Below are 16209 nucleotides of genomic sequence, written 5' to 3'. Positions count from 1 at the left end.
GCCCACAAGTCCGGCACCGTCAAGGGCCTCGGCGCGGAAGTCGGAGCATCCATCACCTCCGGCGCCGCCATCTGCGAGATCAAGGACTGATCCGACCGCACGTACAGAGGTGCCCGGCCGACAGGAACAGCCTGTCCGCCGGGCACCTCTGTAATGTGACGGGACAACGCCGTACCGCACCGAGGAGGGCAGGTGGGACCCGTGGCCGACACAGCCAGGCCGCCGGCGGGCCTGCGTGCCGACGCCCGCCGCAACTACGAGCGGCTGCTCGCCGAGGCCCGGGTGTCCTTCGCCGCGCACGGCACGGACGCGTCCCTGGAGGACGTGGCCCGGCGCGCGGGCGTCGGCATCGGTACGTTGTACCGGCACTTTCCCAACCGGCAGTCCCTGATGAGCGCCGTCTTCGAGGACGCGGTGGGTGAACTCCTCACGCGCTCAAGGGAGTTGCTGTCCGCGCCGCAGCCGTGCGCGGCCCTGGTGACCTGGCTGCGGGAGATGGTGACCCACGCCAGCGAGTACCGGGGGCTTTCACGGGCGCTGATGGCTGTGGCCCAGGACGAGACTTCGGACCTGGGCCGGTGCAGCGCGCCCATCCGGGAGGCGGGGGGTGCGTTGCTCTCGCGAGCGCAGGCCGCCGGTGACGTGCGCGGTGACGTCGGGATCGGCGACCTGCTTCAGCTGACGCATGCGATTGCGCTGGCGGCCGAGGGGAACCCTGGGGATCCTGAACTGGCCGACAGATTACTGACGTTGACGCTGCGGGGGTTGAAGCCGTAGTACTTCGTCGTGGCTGGTCGCGCAGTTCCCCGCGCCCCTGAAGAAACCGGTCGCCCTGCGTCTTTCAGGGGCGCGGGGAACTGCGCGACCAGCCCCCACCGGCCCGCAGCCGAAATCCGCACCCGTCAGCGACGCGATCAACGCCTGCGCAAGTCCGCCACCCTCGCCGCGCGCTCCCGCTCCGGCGACTCCCCGGTCAGTACGCCCGCCGAACGCAACCCCGGCCCCCCACCCGGCACTTGACCCCGTCGCGGAGCCGGAAGGGGTACGTCCCGGCGTCGTTGTTCCCGCGCCGGGACCTGATCACCCCCCTGGCTGCCCGCCGCGCCGGCCACCGCGATCTGCACCCCCTGGTCGGCGAGGGCCTGCAACTCGGTGGCGGCGCGGTCGTCGTGGCCCGGGGGCTCGTCGGTGACGAGACGGGTGATCACGTCCGTGGGCACGGTCTGGAACATGGTGTCCGTACCGAGCTTGGTGTGGTCGGCGAGGACTACGACCTCGGCCGCCGCCTGGACGAGGGCCCGGTCGACGGACGCCGAGAGCATGTTGGACGTGGACAGACCGCGCTCGGCGGTCAGCCCGCTACCGGAGAGGAAGGCCCGGGAGACGCGCAGCCCCTGGAGGGACTGCTCGGCCCCGCTGCCCACCAGCGCGTAGTTGGAACCGCGCAGGGTGCCCCCGGTCATCACGACCTCCACGCGGTTGGCATGGGCCAACGCCTGGGCCACCAGCAGGGAGTTGGTGACGACGGTCAGTCCGGGCACCCGGGCGAGCCGGCGGGCCAGCTCCTGGGTGGTGGTACCCGCCCCCACCACGATGGCCTCGCCCTCTTCGACGAAGCTCGCGGCGAGATCGGCAATGGCCGTCTTCTCGGCGGTCGCGAGATGCGATTTCTGCGGAAAGCCGGACTCCCGCGTAAACCCGCCCGGCAATACCGCACCGCCGTGCCGGCGGTCGAGGAGTCCTTCTGCCTCCAGTGCGCGCACGTCCCGCCGTACGGTCACTTCGGAGGTCTGGACGACGCGGGCGAGCTCACGGAGCGATACAGCCCCATTCGCTCGCACCATTTCGAGGATCAATTGGCGACGTTCTGCAGCGAACACGAAACTGACAGTAACCCCAACGACCGTCTGCTTTCAGCTGTTTGCGGTGAATAGCAGAAGTTGTTCGCACAGGAGGGCGAGAAGTGGTATAGGGGGCAGTCCCGGCGCCTATGCCGTACGAATGGGCGGCAACTCCCCGTGACCAGCGGGGAGTCGGTGCGGCCTCAGACTTCGCCCGTCGCCTTGCGGGTGTGCAGCTGTCGGGCCACCTCGGCGATCGAGCCCGAAAGGGACGGGTAGACGGTGAAGGCGTTCGCGATCTGTTCGACCGTCAGATTGTTGTCCACGGCGATCGAGATCGGGTGGATCAGCTCCGAGGCGCGGGGCGCCACGACGACACCGCCGACGATGATCCCGGTGCCCGGGCGGCAGAAGATCTTGACGAAGCCGTCCCGGATGCCCTGCATCTTCGCGCGCGGGTTGCGGAGGAGGGGGAGCTTCACGACGCGGGCGTCGATCTTGCCCGCGTCGACGTCGGCCTGGCTGTAGCCGACGGTGGCGATCTCGGGGTCGGTGAAGACGTTCGAGGAGACCGTCTTCAGGTTGAGCGGGGCCACCGCGTCGCCGAGGAAGTGGTACATGGCGATACGGCCCTGCATCGCGGCCACCGAGGCGAGCGCGAAGATGCCGGTGACGTCACCGGCCGCGTAGACACCGGGGGCGGTCGTCCTGGACACCTTGTCGGTCCAGATGTGGCCCGAGTCGCGCAGCCTGACGCCCGCCTCCTCCAGGCCCATGCCGGCGGAGTTCGGGATGGCGCCGACGGCCATGAGGCAGTGGGAGCCCGTGATGACACGGCCGTCGGCGAGGGTGACCTCGACCTTGTCTCCCACGCGCTTGGCGGACTGGGCGCGGGAGCGGGCCATGACGTTCATGCCGCGGCGCCGGAAGACGTCTTCGAGTACGGCGGCTGCGTCCGGGTCCTCGCCGGGCAGGACGCGGTCGCGCGAGGAGACGAGGGTGACCTTGGAGCCGAGAGCCTGGTAGGCGCCGGCGAACTCGGCACCGGTGACACCGGAGCCGACCACGATCAGCTCTTCGGGGAGTTCGGTGAGGTCGTAGACCTGGGTCCAGTTCAGGATGCGCTCGCCGTCGGGGCGGGCGTCGTCCAGCTCACGGGGGTGGCCGCCGGTCGCGATGAGGACGGCGTCCGCGACGAGGGTCTCCTCGGTGCCGTCGGCCGCCTTCACGACGACCTTGCGGGAGCCGTCGATCGCCTGCATGCCGTCGAGCCGGCCCCGGCCGCGCATGACACGGGCGCCGGCCCGGGTCACGGACGCGGTGATGTCGTGCGACTGGGCGAGCGCGAGGCGCTTCACACGCCGGTTCACCTTGCCGAGGTCGACCCCGACGACCCTGGCCGCCTGCTCCAGGGGTGGGGTGTCGTCGGCGACGATGATGCCGAGTTCCTGGTGCGACGAGTCGAAGGTGGTCATCACCTCGGCCGTCGCGATAAGGGTCTTCGACGGCACGCAGTCGGTCAGCACCGACGCCCCGCCCAGACCGTCGCAGTCGACGACGGTCACCTCCGCGCCGAGCTGCGCTGCCACCAGCGCCGCTTCATAGCCGCCGGGTCCGCCACCGATGATCACGATCCGAGTCACGTACCCCATTGTCCCGCACGCTTCAAGATGCTTCCGCCCGGGGGCGACGGGGGTGTGTGGTTCGTTGTGGGTCGGTGCCGCGCCGGGGGGGGTGTCCGTCCTCGGAACGGCGCGGAATCGGTCACTCAACAGTGCGGAGGTGTTGACGCGCCGGCCGCTGCGGGCGGACACCCCCCGGCACGGCACCTTCGCGCCGTACGCGGGTGGCGGGCCATGTGGTGCGCCGCCGTTCCGAATCCCGTGTCCGCGGCGGGGGTGAACCGGGCACCTCGGTGACCCGGGGTACCCCCGGTTACGGGAGTGGCGGGTGGGTTCGCTGCCGTACTCTCGGAGCATGTCGCTCTACGCCGCGTACGCCGGCAATCTCGACGCGCGGCTGATGACCCGCCGCGCCCCGCACTCGCCCCTGCGCGCCACGGGCTGGCTGAACGGATGGCGGCTGACCTTCGGCGGTGAGCACATGGGCTGGGAGGGCGCGCTCGCGACGATCGTGGAGGCACCGCGCTCCCAGGTCTTCGTCGCGCTGTACGAGATCGCGCCGCCCGACGAGGAGTCCATGGACCGTTGGGAGGGCGTCGGCCTCGACGTCTACCGGCGCATGCGGGTCCGCGTGCACACCCTGGACGGCGAGGAACCCGCCTGGGTGTACGTCCTCAACGGATACGAGGGGGGACTCCCGTCCGCCCGCTACCTCGGCGAGCTCGCCGACGCGGCCGAATCCGCCGGGGCGCCGCACGACTATGTGATGGAGCTGCGGAAGCGGCCCTGCTGAGGATTTCCGCGGCTCCGCTGAGGGCTTCCCACACACCACGCCCGTCACATGCCTCGTTGGAAACGACAAGACAACGATCGCAATCCCGTGAGCTCCGTCATCTACGCGCGTAGGCCCAGACCAGCTACCCTCAACCGCGTGAACGCATCTCTTCTTCCGGACGACATCCAGGGCGACCCCCACGCCGCCGCTGACGCCGCCGCCGCGCGCCTGCGCGAACTGACGGGCGCCGAGACCCACGACGTCGCTCTTGTGATGGGCTCCGGCTGGGGGCCGGCCGTCGACGCCCTCGGCGTACCCGAGGCCGACTTCCCCGTCACCGAGCTGCCCGGATTCCCGCCGCCGGCCGTCGAGGGCCACGGTGGCCGGGTCCGCTCGTACGCGATCGGCGACAAGCGCGCGCTGGTCTTCCTCGGCCGCACCCACTACTACGAGGGCCGCGGTGTCGCCGCCGTCGCGCACGGGGTCCGTACCGCCGTCGCCGCCGGCTGCAAGACCATCGTCCTGACCAACGGCTGCGGGGGGCTCCGCGAGGGTATGCGGCCCGGGCAGCCTGTGCTGATCAGCGACCACATCAACCTCACGGCCGCCTCCCCGATCATCGGCGCGAACTTCGTCGACCTGACGGATCTGTACTCGCCCCGGCTGCGGGCGCTCTGCAAGGAGATCGACCCCGCTCTGGAGGAGGGTGTCTACGCCCAGTTCCCCGGCCCGCACTACGAGACTCCCGCCGAGATCCGCATGGCCCGGGTGATCGGGGCGGACCTGGTGGGCATGTCGACGGTGCTGGAAGCGATCGCGGCGCGTGAGGCGGGTGCGGAGGTGCTGGGTATCTCCCTGGTGACGAACCTCGCCGCGGGGATGACGGGGGAACCGCTGAACCACGAGGAGGTTCTGCAGGCCGGGCGCGATTCCGCCACGCAGATGGGGTCACTGTTGGCTCAGGTGCTGGGTCGGCTGTAGGCGCCGTTCAGGATTTTTCCCACCCACCCGTCTCGGTCGGCCGCGAAGCTGACGAACACCACACCACGAGAGGTTGACCTGACGTGCACGACGACGATCTCATCGCGCGGGCCAAGACCTGGCTCGCCGAGGACCCCGACGCGGACACCCGCGAGGAGCTGGGGAAGCTCATCGACGCCGGGGACGTCACGGAACTCGCGGAGCGCTTCAGCGGCACCCTCCAGTTCGGCACCGCCGGCCTCCGCGGCGAACTCGGCGCCGGCCCCATGCGGATGAACCGCGCCGTCGTCATCCGCGCCGCCGCCGGCCTCGCCGCGTACCTCAAGCACAACGGCCACACCGACGGAGTCGTCGTCATCGGCTACGACGCCCGGCACAAGTCCGCGGACTTCGCCCGCGACACCGCCGCCGTGATGACCGGCGCCGGACTCCGGGCGGCCGTACTGCCGCGCCCGCTCCCCACCCCCGTACTCGCCTTCGCCATACGGCACTTGGGCGCGATCGCGGGCGTGGAGGTCACCGCCAGCCACAACCCGCCCCGCGACAACGGCTACAAGGTGTACCTCGGCGACGGCTCCCAGATCGTGCCCCCGGCCGACGCGGACATCGCCGCCGAGATCGACGCGATCCATTCGCTGCACGACGTACCCCGCCCCACGGACGGCTGGGAAACCCTCGACGACAGCGTCCTCGACGCCTACCTCGCCCGCACCGACGCCGTCCTGGCCCCCGGCTCCCCCCGCACCGCCCGTACCGTCTACACGGCGATGCACGGCGTCGGCAAGGACGTCCTGCTGGCCGCGTTCGCCCGCGCCGGCTTCCCCGAGCCGGTGCTCGTCACCGAACAGGCCGAGCCCGACCCTGACTTCCCGACCGTCGCGTTCCCCAACCCGGAGGAGCCGGGCGCGATGGACCTCGCCTTCGCCCGGGCCCGCGCCACGGACCCCGACCTGATCATCGCCAACGACCCCGACGCCGACCGCTGCGCCGCGGCCGTCAAGGACCGTACGCACGACGGTGACTGGCGCATGCTCCGCGGCGACGAGGTCGGCTCCCTGCTCGCCGCGCACCTCGTGCGGCGCGGCGCCCAGGGCACCTTCGCCGAGTCGATCGTCTCCTCGTCCCTCCTCGGCCGTATCGCCGAGAAGGCGGGCCTGCCCTACGAGGAGACCCTCACCGGCTTCAAGTGGATCGCCCGGGTCGACGGTCTTCGCTACGGCTACGAGGAGGCCCTCGGCTACTGCGTGGACCCCGACGGTGTGCGCGACAAGGACGGCATCACCGCCGCCCTGCTCATCACCGAGCTGGCGTCCGAGCTGAAGGAGGAGGGCCGCGATCTGCTGGACCTCCTCGACGATCTCGCCGTGACGCACGGTCTGCACGCCACCGACCAACTCTCCGTGCGCGTCGAGGACTTGACCGTCATCGCGGACGCCATGCGACGGTTGCGCGAGCAGCCGCCGACCCGGCTTGCGGGCCTGCGTGTCACGAAAGCCGAGGACCTCGCGGAGGGCACCGACGCGCTTCCGCCCACGGACGGCCTGCGTTACACGCTAGACGGTGCCCGCGTCATCGTCCGGCCCAGCGGCACCGAGCCCAAACTGAAGTGCTACCTGGAGGTCGTGGTCCCCGTGGCCACGCACGCCGACCTCCCGGCGGCCCGCGTGCAGGCGGCCGGGACGCTGGAGACGATCAAGCGGGACCTGTCGGCGGCGGCCGGTATCTGAGCCGTCACCAGCAGTCCAGCCGTTCACCCGAAGACGGGGTGTCCCTGCCCGGGGCACCCCGTCTTCGGGTCTGCCGCGCCACAGGACCTACAGCCAGCCCTGACGGACCGCCATCAGCACTACCCATACGACCGCAAGCACCGCGGTATACGGCCACAGCGGGCGCCCGCGCTCCTCCTCCCCGCTCTCGCCGGTGGGCCGCAGGGCGGGGTCGGCGATCATCGCGGAGAGTTCGGCGGCGAGGGCGTCGTAGGGGTGGGTGAGGCCGCGCTTGCGCTGAAGCCAGGGCCAACGGGGCGCGGACACCGACCAGTTGTCGCCGCCACGGACCCGCAGCTGCAACTCGAACGACTCCCGGCGCGCCGAGCGGAGGTCGTCCCAGGAGATGTGACGCGGGGCGCGCAGCCGGTTCAGCCAGATGCCGGTGCGGTCGGCCGTGAGGCGCCAGCCCAGTTTCACCGGGACGACGAGGGCGCCCATCAGACCGATGGCGAGCAGCAGGGCCCGGTGCCAAAAACCGTCGTCGATCCCGATCAGACAGAGCCAGACGCCCCACTGCACCACCAGGAAGGCCGACAGCCTGTCCACCGGCCCCGCCCGCCAGCGCCGTACCGGCACGACGGTCATGGTCCGCGCGACCTCGACCAGTTCCGCGTGCTCCGCCTCGGCATGCGCCGCCCGCGCCGCCGCCCGCTCCTCCCGGGCGAGCCGCGACCCCAGGCCGCGCTCCGACAGCGGCCGTACCGGACCCGTCGACCACTCGGTCAGCGGCGGCTCGCCCGGCTTCGGGGCAGCACTGACGAGCAGGACCTCGGCGCCGTCGCAGGGCGCGCCGTAGAGGACGGCCTCGTGCAGGGGACCGCGTTCCTCGTCCTTGAGCCCGTCGAGGAGTTCGTCCAGCTCCTCTTCTTCGTCGCCCTCTTCCTCCTCGTCCTCGTCGGTGGCCTGTGTCATGACCGGGACCGTGAACAGGGGCCGGAGCGCCGTGGTGTCGTCCGCCGCGAAGACCACGGCGTCCCCGTGACCGTCCTTGCGGACGAGGACGCGCAGCACCGGCGCGGGTGCCCGGCGCAGCGCGAGGGCCCGCCGCCGGCCGAGGACTCCGGAGAGCAGCACGGTGAGCGCCAGCCCGAGCAGGAACAGGCCCGCCGCGGCCCCTCCTCTGCGGTCCTCGGCGTAGCGCCACAGCGGGGAGGCAGCGAGCAGCGCGAGTGCGGGTACGGCCACGACGGTGCCGAATCCGACGAGGAACCGGCCTCGCCGCACCGGTGCGTCCGCCGCGGGCAGCACGGCGGTGACTCCGTCGGCCGCCGCCAGGGCGCTGCTCCGCTGCCGGGCCCGCGCGCGTGCCCGCAGTTCGGCGGCCGTCACCGAGGCGACGAGCAGCAGCGCGGCGCACACCGGTGCCGGCCACGGCACCCCGCTCACCCCCAGTACCAGCGCCAGCACTACGGCCACGACCGGGACGGAGAACCGTACGACCTCGGGCCGCCACACACCCCAGACGGCCTGCAGCGGCAGCAGCGCGATCAGATACGGGGGCAGGTCCGTCAGGGTCAGCAGGCACAAGGCGACGATCAGAGAAAGCACCGCCGACTGTTCGACCAGCCACAGCCGCGGCCGGACCGGCACCCACCACGGGGCTCCCGCCCGGATCCACGCGCGCGTCCGCTCCTCGTCCCAGGCGGCGCAGCCGTCGGGTATCGCGACCGGGGGCAGCCGCAGCGGCTCCTGAAGGATCGTGTCCATGACTTCCCAGAGACTCGGACCACGGGTGTGGTCGGCGTGGCTCGGCTTCGCCTCCGGGTGGGGGACCGCCGCCGCGGCCGAGTTCGGGTCGAATGATGATGCGGAAAGCTGTGAGAGCGGACGGAGGTCCGGTCAGCCCGTGGCCACGAGGATCGCCAGCACCACGGCGCCTGCGAGTGCCGGGGCGATCACCTCGTACGCCCAGCGCACCGTGACCTCGCCCTGCGCCGACTCCGCCTGTTCCCGGTTCTCCAGCAGCTCGTTCAGGTCGCTCATGATCTGGTCGGACTCCGCGCGCGTGGACTCACCGGCCGCGGAGCCGCCGCCCAGGCCCCCGCCGAAGCCCCCGAACCCGCCGAACCCGCCGCCGAAGCCCCCGGCCCTGCCGCCCCGTCCGGCCTGGCCGCCCGCCTCCGCCTTGGACCGTGCCTCGCGGCGCGCCGCCCGCTTGCGGCTGCGCAGCGAGACCGGGATCGCCCACAACTGGAACTTGGTGCCGGACTTGGCGATGACCTCGTTCGAGAGCCCGGACCGCAGCGCGGCCACCTCGCCCCACGGCACGACGACGACCCGGAACGGGTTGCGCACGCGCAGCCGGTCGTCGTTGGCGTACACGGCCGGGCGGAACGTGAAGGCGACCACCAGCGGCACGACGAGGATCAGCCCCGCGAGCGCGAGCCACGGCGTGCGGCCGTTTCCCCGTACGAGCGCGTCGATGCCGAGCCAGAGCCCGATGGCGAGCAGCAGTACGCCGCCTGCGATGCCCATGGAGGACCGGTAGACGCGGTCCGGGGGCTGCGGTGCGGGAGGCTCGTGGTGCGGGGTCGTCATGGTGCCGATTGTGCCTCAGAGCTGCGCCCGGTCGCCGTTGGGGACCTGCTCGTTTGCGAGTGCGGCCGTGCTGTGGCTGGTCGCGCCCACGCGGCGGAGCCGCACATCGATACGGCTCCGCGCCATTGGGGCGCGGATCTCCCCCGGGGTGTACAGCCGCTACGCGCGTAGATATGCTCGTCTGGTGACCATGCCCACCACTGCACCCACAGCACATGCTCTCGGTGACGTCACCGCGTCCGACAGCACGCTGCGCCGCTTCCTCCACGGGCTGCCCGGCGTCGACGCGGTCGGCCTGGAGGCGCGTGCCGCCTCGCTCGGGACCCGTTCCATCAAGACCACCGCGAAGGCGTACGCCATCGACCTCGCCATCTCGATGGTCGACCTGACGACGCTGGAAGGCGCGGACACCCCCGGCAAGGTCCGGGCGCTCGGCGCCAAGGCGGTCCGCCCCGACCCGACCGACCGGACGAGCCCCTCGACCGCGGCCGTCTGTGTCTATCCCGACATGGTCGCCGTCGCCAAGGAGGCCGTCGCCGGTTCCTCGGTGAAGGTCGCCTCCGTCGCCACCGCCTTCCCGGCCGGCCGTGCCGCGCTCTCCGTGAAGCTGGCCGACGTGCACGACGCGGTCGCCGCGGGCGCCGACGAGATCGACATGGTCATCGACCGCGGGGCGTTCCTCGCCGGCAACTACATGAAGGTGTACGACGAGATCGTCGCCGTGAAGGAGGCCTCGGGCGCCGCCCGTCTGAAGGTCATCTTCGAGACGGGCGAGCTGTCGACGTACGACAACATCCGGCGCGCGAGCTGGCTCGGCATGCTGGCCGGCGCGGACTTCATCAAGACGTCGACGGGCAAGGTCGCCGTCAACGCGACGCCCGCGAACACCCTGTTGATGCTGGAGGCGGTCCGCGACTTCCGCGCCCAGACCGGCATCCAGGTCGGGGTGAAGCCCGCGGGCGGTATCCGTACCTCCAAGGACGCCGTCAAGTTCCTGGTCATCGTCAACGAGACGGCGGGCGAGGACTGGCTCGACAACCACTGGTTCCGCTTCGGCGCGTCCTCGCTCCTGAACGACCTGCTGATGCAGCGTCAGAAGCTGGCCACCGGCCGCTACTCCGGCCCCGACTACGTGACGGTGGACTGATCCAACATGGCATCCACATCTGCATCCGCATCTGCTTTTGAGTACGCTCCGGCCCCCGAGTCCCGCTCGGTCGTCGACATCGCGCCCTCCTACGGCCTGTTCATCGACGGCGAGTTCACCGAGGCCGCCGACGGCAAGGTCTTCAAGACCGTGTCCCCGTCCACCGAAGAGGTCCTCTCCGAGATCGCCCGGGCGGGCGAGGCGGACGTCGACCGCGCGGTGAAGGCCGCCCGCAAGGCCTTCGAGAAGTGGTCGGCGCTGCCCGGCTCCGAGCGCGCCAAGTACCTGTTCCGCATCGCCCGGATCATCCAGGAGCGCAGCCGCGAACTGGCCGTCCTGGAGACCCTGGACAACGGCAAGCCCATCAAGGAGACGAGGGACGCCGACCTCCCCCTGGTCGCCGCGCACTTCTTCTACTACGCGGGCTGGGCCGACAAGCTCGACCACGCCGGCTTCGGCGCGAACCCGCAGCCCCTCGGTGTCGCGGGCCAGGTCATCCCCTGGAACTTCCCCCTCCTGATGCTGGCCTGGAAGATCGCCCCGGCGCTGGCCACCGGCAACACAGTCGTTCTGAAGCCGGCGGAGACCACCCCCCTCTCCGCGCTCTTCTTCGCGGACATCTGCCGCCAGGCCGGCCTCCCCAAGGGTGTCGTCAACATCCTTCCGGGATACGGCGACACGGGCGCCGCACTCGTCGCGCACCCGGACGTCGACAAGGTCGCGTTCACCGGTTCCACGGCCGTCGGCAAGGCGATCGCGCGCCAGGTGGCCGGCACGACGAAGAAGGTCACCCTCGAACTCGGCGGCAAGGGCGCGAACATCGTCTTCGACGACGCTCCCATCGACCAGGCCGTCGAGGGCATCGTCACCGGCATCTTCTTCAACCAGGGCCAGGTCTGCTGCGCGGGCAGCCGACTGCTCGTCCAGGAGTCGATCCAGGACGAGTTGATGGACTCGCTGAAGCGGCGGCTGTCCACCCTCCGCCTCGGCGACCCGCTCGACAAGAACACCGACATCGGCGCGATCAACTCCGCCGAGCAGCTCTCCCGGATCACCGCGCTCGTCGAGCAGGGCGAGGCCGAGGGCGCCGAGCGCTGGTCCCCGGCCTGTGAACTCCCGTCCTCCGGCTACTGGTTCGCGCCGACGCTCTTCACGAACGTCACCCAGGCGCACACCGTCGCCCGCGACGAGATCTTCGGCCCGGTGCTGTCCGTACTGACCTTCCGCACGCCCGAGGAGGCGGTGGCGAAGGCCAACAACACGCAGTACGGCCTCTCCGCCGGCATCTGGACCGAGAAGGGTTCCCGCATCCTCGCGGTCGCGAGCAAGCTGCGCGCGGGTGTCATCTGGTCCAACACGTTCAACAAGTTCGACCCGACCTCGCCGTTCGGCGGCTACAAGGAGTCGGGCTTCGGCCGCGAGGGCGGTCGCCACGGCCTGGAGGCGTACCTCGCCCCGTCGAGCCCGGAGGGCGAGCGATAAATGAGCACAGTTGATCGACTCTCAGTCTTCAAGACCTACAAGCTGTACGTCGGGGGCAAGTTCCCCCGTAGCGAGAGCGGCCGGGTGTACGAAGTGACCGACTCCAAGGGCAAGTGGCTGGCCAACGCCCCCCAGGGGAGCCGTAAGGACGCCCGGGACGCGGTCGTGGCGGCCCGCAAGGCGTTCGGCGGCTGGTCCGGCGCGACGGCGTACAACCGGGGCCAGATCCTCTACCGCATCGCCGAGATGCTGGAGGGCCGCAGGGACCAGTTCGTGCGCGAAGTCGCGGATGCGGAGGGCCTGTCGAAGTCGAAGGCCTCCGTGGTCGTGGACGCGGCGATCGACCGCTGGGTCTGGTACGCGGGCTGGACCGACAAGATCGCGCAGGTGGTCGGCGGCGCGAACCCGGTGGCGGGCCCGTACTTCAATCTCTCCTCGCCCGAGCCGACGGGAGTGGTCACCGTCCTGGCACCCCAGGAGTCCTCGTTCCTGGGCCTGATCTCGGTAGTCGCCCCGGTGATCGCGACCGGCAACACGGCCGTCGTCATCGCGAGCGAGAAGTCCCCGCTCCCCGCACTGTCGTTGGGCGAGGTCCTGGCCACCTCCGACCTGCCCGGCGGAGTCGTCAACATCCTCTCCGGAAAGACGGCGGAGATCGCGGCCCCCCTCGCCGCCCACCAGGACGTCAACGCGATCGACCTCGCGGGCGCGGACGACGTACTGGCGAAGGAGCTGGAGATCGCGGCGGCCGACAACCTGAAGCGAGTTCTCCGTCCACAGCCTGTGGATTACAACGAGACTCCGGGCATCGACCGCCTGACAGCCTTCCTGGAGACGAAGACGGTCTGGCACCCGACGGGTTCACTGGGAGCAAGCGGCTCCTCGTACTGAGCGGCCGCAGGCACGCTCGTCAGGGGCGCGGGGCGGTATTGGATCTGCGGCTCCGCCGCGTGGGCGCGACCAGCCACCACCGGACTCGCACCCGGCAACGAGACGCAGCTCCCCGCCCCTCCCCCGCAATCGCTCAACCCCCCAACAGCCCCGTCACCTGCCCGACCACCGGCATACTCCCGATCGACTGAGCCTCCGCCACCGGCCCCGTCAGCGCCTGCGAGGCCAGCGGCTGAAAGTCGGCGAGCTGGGTCGCAACCCCGTTGTCGAGCGGGTCAACCCCCGTCCCCGCAAGCGGGTTGGGCTTGAGCCCGGCGATCGGCCCGGTGACGTAACCGACGGTTCCGGTCATCGCCTGGAGGCCTGACGCAGGGTCGATCTTGCCCAGCGAGGTGGGCCGCGTCCGCATCACGTCGACGACCGGCGCGGTGTCAGCGGAGGCCGTCGCCGCGCCCGCGCCCAGGGCGCCTGAGGCGATCGCGAGGGCGACCAGGGCGCGCTGGGCGTTCGGGTGCTGGGAGGACGTGTGTCGTGCCATTGCTGGTGCCACCTTCTGGTGCGCAGGGTAATCGGGTCAGCACGAAGGGTAGTTGACGTGTGATGCGCGTTCCAATGGCGACCCGCGGGGTCGGCAGGACGTACGGAATACGTCAAACTGGTGTCCCGTGAGCATCCTTTCCCCGTCACCGGCCCGTGTCGTGCTGCTGTGCGGCCCCTCGGGTTCCGGCAAGTCCCTCGTCTCGGCCCGCTCCGGTCTTCCCGTGCTGCGGCTCGACGACTTCTACAAGGAGGGCGACGACCCGACGCTGCCACTGGTGGCGGGGAGTTCGGACATCGACTGGGACCACCCCGACTCCTGGGACGCGGAGGTCGCGGTCGCCGCGATCGTCGAACTGTGCCGCACGGGTCGTACGGATGTACCGGTCTACGACATCTCGCTGAGCGCCCGCACGGGCACCGAGGCGGTCGATGTGGGCCGGACCCCGCTCTTCATAGCGGAGGGCATCTTCGCCGCCGAGGTCATCACCCGGTGCCGGGAGCTGGGCGTCCTCGCGGACGCGCTGTGCCTGAGCCGGGGGCCGGTGCGCACCTTCCGCCGTCGCTTCCTGCGGGATCTCAGGGAGGGCCGTAAGTCCGTGCCGTTCCTGTTGCGGCGCGGCTGGCGGCTGATGCGGCTGGAGCGGTCGATCGTGGCCCGGCAGACGACGCTCGGCGCGTACGCGTGCGACAAGGACGAGGCACTGGGCCGGCTGGCCGCGGCGGCGGTCGGACGGCGCCCGGCACAGTCGACTCCGGCGCCCTCCCCCTCGTAGACAAGAAAAAGCGGGACTGGACGGACCCCCCGGCCCTCCAGTCCCGCTCCCTCATTCCCCCGTGGTGCTTCCCCCGTGATCCCCCCAGGACCCCGTCGGCGCCCCCCCCAGCGCCGATCCCCCGCGGTCCCCTTCGTGCTTCCCCCGTTACTTGCTTCCCCCCAACCCTCAGGCGACGAGCTCCCCGAAGGCGTCCTCCTCGTCACGGCCGAAGCTGAGGACCTCGTCCTCGCGCATGCGGCGGAGCGACCGCCAGATGCTGGACTTCACCGTGCCGACACTGATGTCGAGGATCTCCGCGATCTCCGGGTCCGTGCGGCCCTCGTAGTAACGGAGGACCAGCATGGTGCGCTGGAGTTCGGGCAGCCGGGCCAGCGCCTGCCACAGGACCGCGCGCAGTTCGGTGCCGCGCATCGCGTCCGTGTCGCCGGGCGTCTCCGGCAGTTCCTCGGTCGGGTACTCGTTCAGCTTGCGGCGGCGCCACGCGCTGATGTGCAGGTTCGTCATGGTGCGGCGGAGGTAGCCCCCGACCGCGGCCTTGTCACTGATCCGGTCCCACGCCTTGTACGTCGAGAACAGCGCGCTCTGCAGCAGGTCCTCGGCCTCGAAGCGGTCGCCGGTCAGGTGGTAGGCGGTCGCGTACAGGGAGGCGCGGCGCTCCTGGACGTAGGCGGTGAACTCCGCCTCCGACAGCGAACGACGCTCCCCCGTGTCCTCCCTGTACCCGCTTCCCCCGTGCGCTTCCCCCGTGTGCGCGTCAACCACCGTCATGTAACCGGTGTGCTGACGCCCGGCACCGCGAACGCACCCCCGCCCGCTCACGGCACCGGACTTCTCGGAACCCCGGGTGACGTCGTGCAGACGCGTGATGACTGCGTTGTTGCTGGTGCTGTGCAGCGTGCTCATCTCGCGCCCCCCGTAGTGGACTTGCCCGGTGTTCGGATGTTCCGGCTCGGTTCCTTCGTGGTTCCTTGCCTGTGCCGAAAATCCTGCCCGGGGCACTTCATGGACGTGTCCCCCGACTGTCACAGACCTGTCACAGGGGTGGGTCTCTGCGGCTGCCCTCAGAAAACGGACAGTCCGGTCACAGAAAGGAGCGCTACGGGCGCGTACTCGTGCAGGTGTCGAAACACCGCCCCCACATGGGCCAGAATGAGCCCCGTGCCTTCCCTGTTGCTGATCGAGGACGACGACGCCATCCGGACGGCCCTGGAGCTCTCGCTGACGCGCCAGGGACACCGGGTAGCCACCGCTGCCAGCGGCGAGGACGGTCTGAAGCTGCTGCGTGAGCAGCGGCCGGACCTGATCGTGCTGGATGTGATGCTGCCCGGCATCGACGGTTTCGAGGTGTGCCGGCGCATCCGGCGCACGGACCAGCTGCCGATCATTCTGCTCACCGCGCGCAGCGACGACATCGACATCGTCGTCGGACTGGAGTCCGGTGCCGACGACTACGTGGTCAAACCCGTGCAGGGGCGGGTGCTGGACGCCCGCATCCGGGCCGTGCTGCGGCGCGGGGAGCGGGAGGCCAACGACGCGGCCTCGTTCGGTTCGCTGGTCATCGACCGGGCCGCGATGACCGTCACGAAGAACGGCGAGGACCTCCAACTGACGCCCACCGAGCTGCGGTTGCTCCTCGAACTGAGCCGGCGGCCCGGACAGGCCCTGTCCCGGCAGCAGTTGCTGCGTCTGGTGTGGGAGCACGACTACCTCGGTGACTCGCGCCTGGTGGACGCCTGCGTGCAGCGGCTGCGCGCCAAGGTCGAGGACGTGCCCTCGTCCCCGACTCTCATCCGTACCGTGCGCGGCGTCGGTTACCGCCTGGACTCGCCTCAGTGACCGACGCACCA

15 protein-coding genes are annotated in these 16209 nt (G+C 70.7%); 9 read left to right on the top strand and 6 right to left on the bottom strand.

The window, feature by feature from the left end:
- Window positions 1-201: 201 nt before the first annotated feature.
- On the top strand, window positions 202-777 hold the full coding sequence (locus AB0I51_RS15360; RefSeq protein ID WP_362975147.1) for a helix-turn-helix domain-containing protein: 576 nt from the start codon (window positions 202-204) through the stop codon (window positions 775-777).
- Between the two features lie 137 nt (window positions 778-914).
- Here the strand turns inward: AB0I51_RS15360 and AB0I51_RS15355 are convergent, their stop codons facing one another.
- Both AB0I51_RS15355 and AB0I51_RS15350 read right to left on the bottom strand, forming a co-directional pair.
- Entirely contained in the window at window positions 915-1880 is a 966-nt protein-coding gene (locus AB0I51_RS15355; protein ID WP_362975145.1) for a DeoR/GlpR family DNA-binding transcription regulator, read from the bottom strand.
- Window positions 1881-2044: 164 nt separating this feature from the next.
- Window positions 2045-3493: an NAD(P)H-quinone dehydrogenase gene (locus AB0I51_RS15350; protein ID WP_362975143.1), complete on the bottom strand. Its 1449-nt coding sequence runs from the start codon at window positions 3491-3493 to the stop codon at window positions 2045-2047.
- Between the two features lie 325 nt (window positions 3494-3818).
- Here AB0I51_RS15350 and AB0I51_RS15345 point away from each other — a divergent pair, with 325 nt between their 5' ends.
- The 3 genes from AB0I51_RS15345 to AB0I51_RS15335 all read left to right on the top strand — a co-directional run bounded on the left by AB0I51_RS15345 (window position 3819) and on the right by AB0I51_RS15335 (window position 6946).
- Complete coding sequence (locus AB0I51_RS15345) at window positions 3819-4256, top strand: gamma-glutamylcyclotransferase (RefSeq protein WP_355903230.1); 438 nt, start codon at window positions 3819-3821, stop codon at window positions 4254-4256.
- A 138-nt stretch (window positions 4257-4394) separates the two neighbouring features.
- Window positions 4395-5219, top strand: coding sequence for a purine-nucleoside phosphorylase (locus AB0I51_RS15340; RefSeq protein WP_362975141.1), 825 nt, complete (start codon window positions 4395-4397; stop codon window positions 5217-5219).
- A gap of 83 nt (window positions 5220-5302) precedes the next feature.
- Window positions 5303-6946, top strand: coding sequence for a phospho-sugar mutase (locus AB0I51_RS15335; RefSeq protein ID WP_362975139.1), 1644 nt, complete (start codon window positions 5303-5305; stop codon window positions 6944-6946).
- 87 nt (window positions 6947-7033) lie between these two features.
- On the opposite strand, the gene AB0I51_RS15330 is transcribed toward AB0I51_RS15335, so the two are convergent.
- The gene (locus AB0I51_RS15330) at window positions 7034-8695 is read right to left on the bottom strand and encodes a hypothetical protein (RefSeq protein WP_362975137.1); all 1662 of its coding nucleotides are present in this window, start codon (window positions 8693-8695) and stop codon (window positions 7034-7036) included.
- Window positions 8696-8827: 132 nt separating this feature from the next.
- Complete coding sequence (locus tag AB0I51_RS15325) at window positions 8828-9526, bottom strand: PH domain-containing protein (protein ID WP_362975135.1); 699 nt, start codon at window positions 9524-9526, stop codon at window positions 8828-8830.
- Window positions 9527-9716: 190 nt separating this feature from the next.
- Between AB0I51_RS15325 and deoC the strand changes: the two genes are divergently transcribed.
- Genes deoC through AB0I51_RS15310 form a run of 3 tightly spaced genes read left to right on the top strand, consistent with a single transcriptional unit; the run spans window position 9717 to window position 13046 of the window.
- Window positions 9717-10673, top strand: coding sequence for a deoxyribose-phosphate aldolase (deoC, locus tag AB0I51_RS15320; RefSeq protein ID WP_362975179.1), 957 nt, complete (start codon window positions 9717-9719; stop codon window positions 10671-10673).
- Between the two features lie 6 nt (window positions 10674-10679).
- Window positions 10680-12155, top strand: a complete 1476-nt coding sequence (locus tag AB0I51_RS15315; RefSeq protein WP_362975133.1) for an aldehyde dehydrogenase family protein — start codon at window positions 10680-10682, stop codon at window positions 12153-12155.
- Window positions 12156-13046 carry an aldehyde dehydrogenase family protein gene (locus AB0I51_RS15310; protein ID WP_362975131.1) on the top strand — a complete coding sequence of 297 codons (891 nt, stop codon included), beginning with the start codon at window positions 12156-12158 and terminating at the stop codon, window positions 13044-13046. It abuts the gene before it with no gap.
- A gap of 133 nt (window positions 13047-13179) precedes the next feature.
- Here AB0I51_RS15310 and AB0I51_RS15305 read toward each other — a convergent pair whose 3' ends face one another.
- Window positions 13180-13584: a hypothetical protein gene (locus tag AB0I51_RS15305; RefSeq protein ID WP_362975129.1), complete on the bottom strand. Its 405-nt coding sequence runs from the start codon at window positions 13582-13584 to the stop codon at window positions 13180-13182.
- 127 nt (window positions 13585-13711) lie between these two features.
- Between AB0I51_RS15305 and AB0I51_RS15300 the strand changes: the two genes are divergently transcribed.
- A complete protein-coding gene (locus AB0I51_RS15300) occupies window positions 13712-14359 on the top strand; it encodes a uridine kinase (RefSeq protein WP_362975127.1) in 648 nt (215 codons plus the stop codon).
- Between the two features lie 168 nt (window positions 14360-14527).
- Here AB0I51_RS15300 and AB0I51_RS15295 read toward each other — a convergent pair whose 3' ends face one another.
- Window positions 14528-15265: a SigE family RNA polymerase sigma factor gene (locus AB0I51_RS15295; RefSeq protein WP_019066937.1), complete on the bottom strand. Its 738-nt coding sequence runs from the start codon at window positions 15263-15265 to the stop codon at window positions 14528-14530.
- Window positions 15266-15520: 255 nt separating this feature from the next.
- On the opposite strand from AB0I51_RS15295, the gene afsQ1 reads away from it, so the two are divergent.
- Window positions 15521-16198: a two-component system response regulator AfsQ1 gene (gene afsQ1 / locus AB0I51_RS15290; protein ID WP_019066936.1), complete on the top strand. Its 678-nt coding sequence runs from the start codon at window positions 15521-15523 to the stop codon at window positions 16196-16198.
- Window positions 16199-16209: the final 11 nt, after the last annotated feature.

The sequence above is a fragment of the Streptomyces sp. NPDC050549 genome (assembly GCF_040655035.1).
GTDB lineage: Bacteria > Actinomycetota > Actinomycetes > Streptomycetales > Streptomycetaceae > Streptomyces.
The sequence above is the reverse complement of the archived record's forward strand: the minus strand, read 5'-3'. Positions and strand labels throughout refer to the sequence as shown.

Excerpts from the sequence above, each read along its gene's own strand:
- AB0I51_RS15310 (WP_362975131.1), top strand. The coding sequence starts at position 12,156 with ATGAGCACAGTTGATCGACTCTCAGTCTTCAAGACCTACAAGCTGTAC.
- AB0I51_RS15315 (WP_362975133.1), top strand. The coding sequence starts at position 10,680 with ATGGCATCCACATCTGCATCCGCATCTGCTTTTGAGTACGCTCCGGCC.
- AB0I51_RS15295 (WP_019066937.1), bottom strand. The coding sequence starts at position 15,265 with ATGAGCACGCTGCACAGCACCAGCAACAACGCAGTCATCACGCGTCTG.
- AB0I51_RS15345 (WP_355903230.1), top strand. The coding sequence starts at position 3,819 with ATGTCGCTCTACGCCGCGTACGCCGGCAATCTCGACGCGCGGCTGATG.
- AB0I51_RS15305 (WP_362975129.1), bottom strand. The coding sequence starts at position 13,584 with ATGGCACGACACACGTCCTCCCAGCACCCGAACGCCCAGCGCGCCCTG.
- deoC (WP_362975179.1), top strand. The coding sequence starts at position 9,717 with ATGCCCACCACTGCACCCACAGCACATGCTCTCGGTGACGTCACCGCG.
- AB0I51_RS15350 (WP_362975143.1), bottom strand. The coding sequence starts at position 3,493 with ATGGGGTACGTGACTCGGATCGTGATCATCGGTGGCGGACCCGGCGGC.
- AB0I51_RS15330 (WP_362975137.1), bottom strand. The coding sequence starts at position 8,695 with ATGGACACGATCCTTCAGGAGCCGCTGCGGCTGCCCCCGGTCGCGATA.
- AB0I51_RS15325 (WP_362975135.1), bottom strand. The coding sequence starts at position 9,526 with ATGACGACCCCGCACCACGAGCCTCCCGCACCGCAGCCCCCGGACCGC.